The organism is Solirhodobacter olei (assembly GCF_004010155.1).
Taxonomy (GTDB): Bacteria; Pseudomonadota; Alphaproteobacteria; order Rhodobacterales; family Rhodobacteraceae; genus Solirhodobacter; species Solirhodobacter olei.
In genome coordinates, this window is the sequence record NZ_RRYH01000039.1 from 1 (window position 1) to 3,681 (window position 3,681).

At 61.9% G+C, this 3,681-nt stretch carries 5 protein-coding genes; 1 reads left to right on the plus strand and 4 read right to left on the minus strand.

The window, feature by feature from the left end; all coding sequences use genetic code 11:
* Window positions 1–417 (minus strand): cyclic nucleotide-binding domain-containing protein (locus EIP85_RS20305; RefSeq protein WP_164871830.1); only part of this gene is annotated, 417 nt, incomplete at its 3' end.
* A 226-nt stretch (window positions 418–643) separates the two neighbouring features.
* Window positions 644–1,255 carry a TetR/AcrR family transcriptional regulator gene (locus EIP85_RS20310; protein WP_127904049.1) on the minus strand — a complete coding sequence of 204 codons (612 nt, stop codon included), beginning with the start codon at window positions 1,253–1,255 and terminating at the stop codon, window positions 644–646.
* A gap of 78 nt (window positions 1,256–1,333) precedes the next feature.
* Here EIP85_RS20310 and EIP85_RS20315 point away from each other — a divergent pair, with 78 nt between their 5' ends.
* Window positions 1,334–1,828 carry a cupin domain-containing protein gene (locus tag EIP85_RS20315; protein ID WP_206615607.1) on the plus strand — a complete coding sequence of 165 codons (495 nt, stop codon included), beginning with the start codon at window positions 1,334–1,336 and terminating at the stop codon, window positions 1,826–1,828.
* A 564-nt stretch (window positions 1,829–2,392) separates the two neighbouring features.
* On the opposite strand, the gene EIP85_RS20320 is transcribed toward EIP85_RS20315, so the two are convergent.
* Window positions 2,393–3,010 carry a TetR/AcrR family transcriptional regulator gene (locus EIP85_RS20320; RefSeq protein ID WP_127904050.1) on the minus strand — a complete coding sequence of 206 codons (618 nt, stop codon included), beginning with the start codon at window positions 3,008–3,010 and terminating at the stop codon, window positions 2,393–2,395.
* A gap of 44 nt (window positions 3,011–3,054) precedes the next feature.
* Entirely contained in the window at window positions 3,055–3,441 is a 387-nt protein-coding gene (locus tag EIP85_RS20325; RefSeq protein ID WP_127904051.1) for a cupin domain-containing protein, read from the minus strand.
* Window positions 3,442–3,681 lie beyond the last annotated feature (240 nt).

Here is a 3,681-nt window from a genome sequence, read left to right on the forward strand (position 1 = left end):
CGTTTTGTTCAGGAGTAGGCGCTCCAACATCGGATCTTGGCGTGCGAGCGCGTCGAACTCGCAGCGATGGTAGAAGAGCACCTGGCAGTCGGTGAACGCTCTGACGCCATAGCCGGAACGGGCATCGAACGACGATCCGAAAATATCAGAGGCGGCGAGCAGGTCGACAATTTGCCAGCGGCCATCCAGAAGCCGCATGGTCAGAGCGACGAGGCCACTGACAATGAAGCCAACGCTGTCCGAAGGGACATTCTCCTCGACCAGGATGTGGCCGGCAGCAAATCGGCTGATCAAATGAATAATTTCGCCCCCGAATTCCGGTAGAGGAGAAAGTGCGGCGCCCAATCCGGCCAGATTGTTCTCCGCGGCTCGCGGCGCGCGGAACCTCGATCGCTCCCCCAAGCCCGATGGACTCATCGTCGCCTCCCCAATCAGCGTACGAAATCTGCACCGGCCATGTGCCCCGATCAAACTCCGGGCAGCCCAGCATCCTACGCCTACATTGGAGGGAAGCCCACTGGCCGGCCTTGACTTGCGTCAACCTGCACGCCCGCAATTGATTGAAGATGACGGCAGCGTCGGCGTCGGCGATCTCGCAGACAGGGACGAACGTAGGCGAACAAATGCAATTGCGCTAATGCCTTCACCCGGAACAGCCAGCGGCGAATTCAATCCAACCGGCGGCCAGATCCGCAGCCGTCTCGTCACCGAGACCGGAAAGGGCCTTCCAGGTGGGAAACCCCGCGGCGACCTGAACCACTGCCCAAGTCCTTTGGCGTTGGGTGGTCTCCGGCGCGGCGGTCTCGAGCAGCAGCGCGTGCACGCTTGCCAAGTATTTGCCGAGGCCGTTTTCAATCAGGCTGTGCAGGGCCGGGATCAGCTCCATGTCGCGCAGCACATTCGCGGTCATCGGCTCGGTCTCGCGATACCAGCCGTATAGATCGCAGAGCACGAGCCGGAGACGCCTGCCCGGATCTGCTTCGGCCCGCCATCGCTCGGGCGATGGGGCTGGATGCAGGCCGCGCCAGTGTGCCGAACATGCACTCAGTAGCGCCGTTTCGTCCGGAAAATGACTGTAGACGGTGACACGTTGCACTCCGGCCTGTCGCGCGACCTCGGTGATCTCGGTGCGAGCGGGCCCGATCGTTCGATGCAAGTTGACGGTGGCCTCGATTATCCGACGCCTGGTGTCTTCGGCCCTGGCCGCTCGCTTGCGGAGTTCGTATTTGCGCTTGCCTTTATTTTCGACTGACATGACGTAAGACCAAAATTGACAAAACCTGCCTCTGCCCTCATCATCAACTTACATCGTGTTAGGCGAAAGGCGAAAATCATGAACTATGTCGGCAACGTTCTTGCCCCTGACGAAGGCCAGATGGTTCATCTGCTCGCGCTCGGCGTCCGTTTCATGATCGATGGCGAGAGAACCGGAGGAGCATTCAGTCTGGTCGAGCACCCTCTCCCGCCGCGGGCGCTCGGTTCGCCGCTGCATACCCATCGGAACGAAGACGAATATAGCTTCATCCTCGAGGGTCGGGTCGGACTCCAGCTCGGCGAGGAGGTGCTCGTCGCGGGGCCCGGCGATCTCGTGTTCAAGCCGCGCGGCGTTGTGCATGCGTTCTGGAACGCCGGTGACGAACCGGCGCGCTTGCTCGAGATTATTTCCCCGGCGGGCTTTGAGAATTACTTCCGCGAACTCGCACCTCTGCTTCTCGACCGCGAGGTAAATCACGATGCGATCTTGGAGGTAGCGGCCCGGTATGGGTTGGACATCGATTTCGCAACAGTCTCCATGCTCGCGGAAAGGCATGGGCTTCGGTTGGCGTGATGAATTGGTGTTTCGGATCGCAAAGGCGATCTTGGCGCCTGTCACCGTTGGTGTTGACCGCGCAGACTCGCCGGCGGAAACAGTCGGTAGCCGCTGAAGATCGGTTCGTAAGTTCCGTCCACTATGGTAGAGCGCTTCGACAACGGCGCATGCCCGCCCTTCCATGCCGTCGCAGGTGGTCCACGCCTGTCGAAGGGAATTCACGGGAGCCTGGGTGGCGATAGTGGTGGATCGACCAGCCTGTCTTTGATCCGAAGAACTCCGTCGTCGGCTCCGCTGGCATTCAGCGGAGGAAAATGCTGCGCGGTAGACGAACGGCGGGAATGCGAAACGCTGCAGGGGCAGCGTCGGCAGCTCAGCGAACGGCAGCGCCGAGCCGGAACCGACTGCGCCTGGTTGGCGAGTCAATGTCTTCTTCTGCAGGGGGCACAGCCAACTCCTGCCAGTCCGCAGTCGGACCCCAGTCCTGCCATTCATTCGGCGTTCAGGGTCCGAGCTGGGTTCCTTGGGAGCGACGGCGAACTCCGGTCAGCGTGTTATCGGATCCGGGGATTTGATCCAGTCCTAAGGTGCAGCCGCCCCGCTCTCCGCGCCCGCAGTTGGCGCAATCGCAGGCAGGGCATCGAAATAAAGCCTGAGCATTGCGCTCAGCGACGCCGGGTTGCGCCGCAACCGGCTGCGCAGCGCGGCCCCCTCCCAGCCATCGACGATGAGGTCTGCGATCGCCAGAACGTCGGCGTCGGGGGAAAGCTGGCCCCGCCGCTGTGCCTCGCGAAGACAGACCGAGATGCGCTCGGCGATCGCGGTGAAGCAGCCCTCGATCTTCTCGCGGAAGACCTCGCTCGTCGCCGCCAGTTCCTGGCCGATCCCGCCCATCAGGCAGCCCATGTATCCCTGGCTCTCGTAGACCCGGGCCGTCGCCTCGAAGAAGCCGCGGATCCTGTCGAGCGGGCCCACCGCTTCGTCGGAGAGGCACGCTTCGAGCTGGGCGTGGACCTCGCTCACATAGGCATCAATCACCTGCAGAGCGAAATCCTCCTTGTCGCGGAAATGGTGATAGAATGAGCCCTTGGGCGTGCCTGTGGCCTCGAGCACCGCAAGGATGCCGAGTCCGCTGTAGCCGCGCTCGAGAAGAAGCCCCAGGCCGGCTTCGATCAGCCGGTGTTTGGTATCTTTTGCCATCGTCTTCGCTTTGAGGGGCGCGCCGCAAGGCGCGCCCGGTCGGTTCAGGCTTGCAGCCGGGCCTTCATGTGGTCAAGTACCTCGGTGTGCTCGTGCTCCGGGCTGAACATGATGATCTCGGCATCTGCATCGACATGCACGTTGTGCCCCGGCGGCCAGTAGAACAGATCTCCGCCCGTGACGCTTTCCGTCGTCCCATCAGCGTCGGTCGTCGTGAGCGTGCCCTTCAGCACGTAGCCCCAGTGCGGGCATTGGCAAAGGTTGCCGGCGAGCCCGTCGAACAGCGGGGCCGTATCCACCCCCGCCGAAAGCGAGAAATACTCGCCACCGATGCGGTCGTAGCCCTTGGCAGTGCCAAAACCCCTCCGCTGGCGCAAGGTGGCGCCCGGGACTTCAATCCTGACGTCGACGTCGTCCTTCGCAACCCTCATGGCTTCCTCCCTGAGTCAAAATAGACCGGTCTGTCTAATCTGCTCTTCGACTACCCCCCGGTCAAGCGCAACTTTCGCGGGACGTGGAATGCTCAAGTGTTGGCAGCCTCGATTTCGGAAATTTCGCGTCACTCGCAATGCCATCAATTGACGCGACCGCGAATACGTGTCACTTGTAGTGACGTTAATTTGGAGCAGGCGCGTGACCACGACCAGATCTTACAACAGCCCCCTGCGTGA

Coding starts and splice junctions, on each gene's coding strand:
- EIP85_RS20320 (WP_127904050.1), bottom strand. CDS start 3,010: ATGGCAAAAGATACCAAACACCGGCTGATCGAAGCCGGCCTGGGGCTT.
- EIP85_RS20315 (WP_206615607.1), top strand. CDS start 1,334: ATGAACTATGTCGGCAACGTTCTTGCCCCTGACGAAGGCCAGATGGTT.
- EIP85_RS20325 (WP_127904051.1), bottom strand. CDS start 3,441: ATGAGGGTTGCGAAGGACGACGTCGACGTCAGGATTGAAGTCCCGGGC.
- EIP85_RS20310 (WP_127904049.1), bottom strand. CDS start 1,255: ATGTCAGTCGAAAATAAAGGCAAGCGCAAATACGAACTCCGCAAGCGA.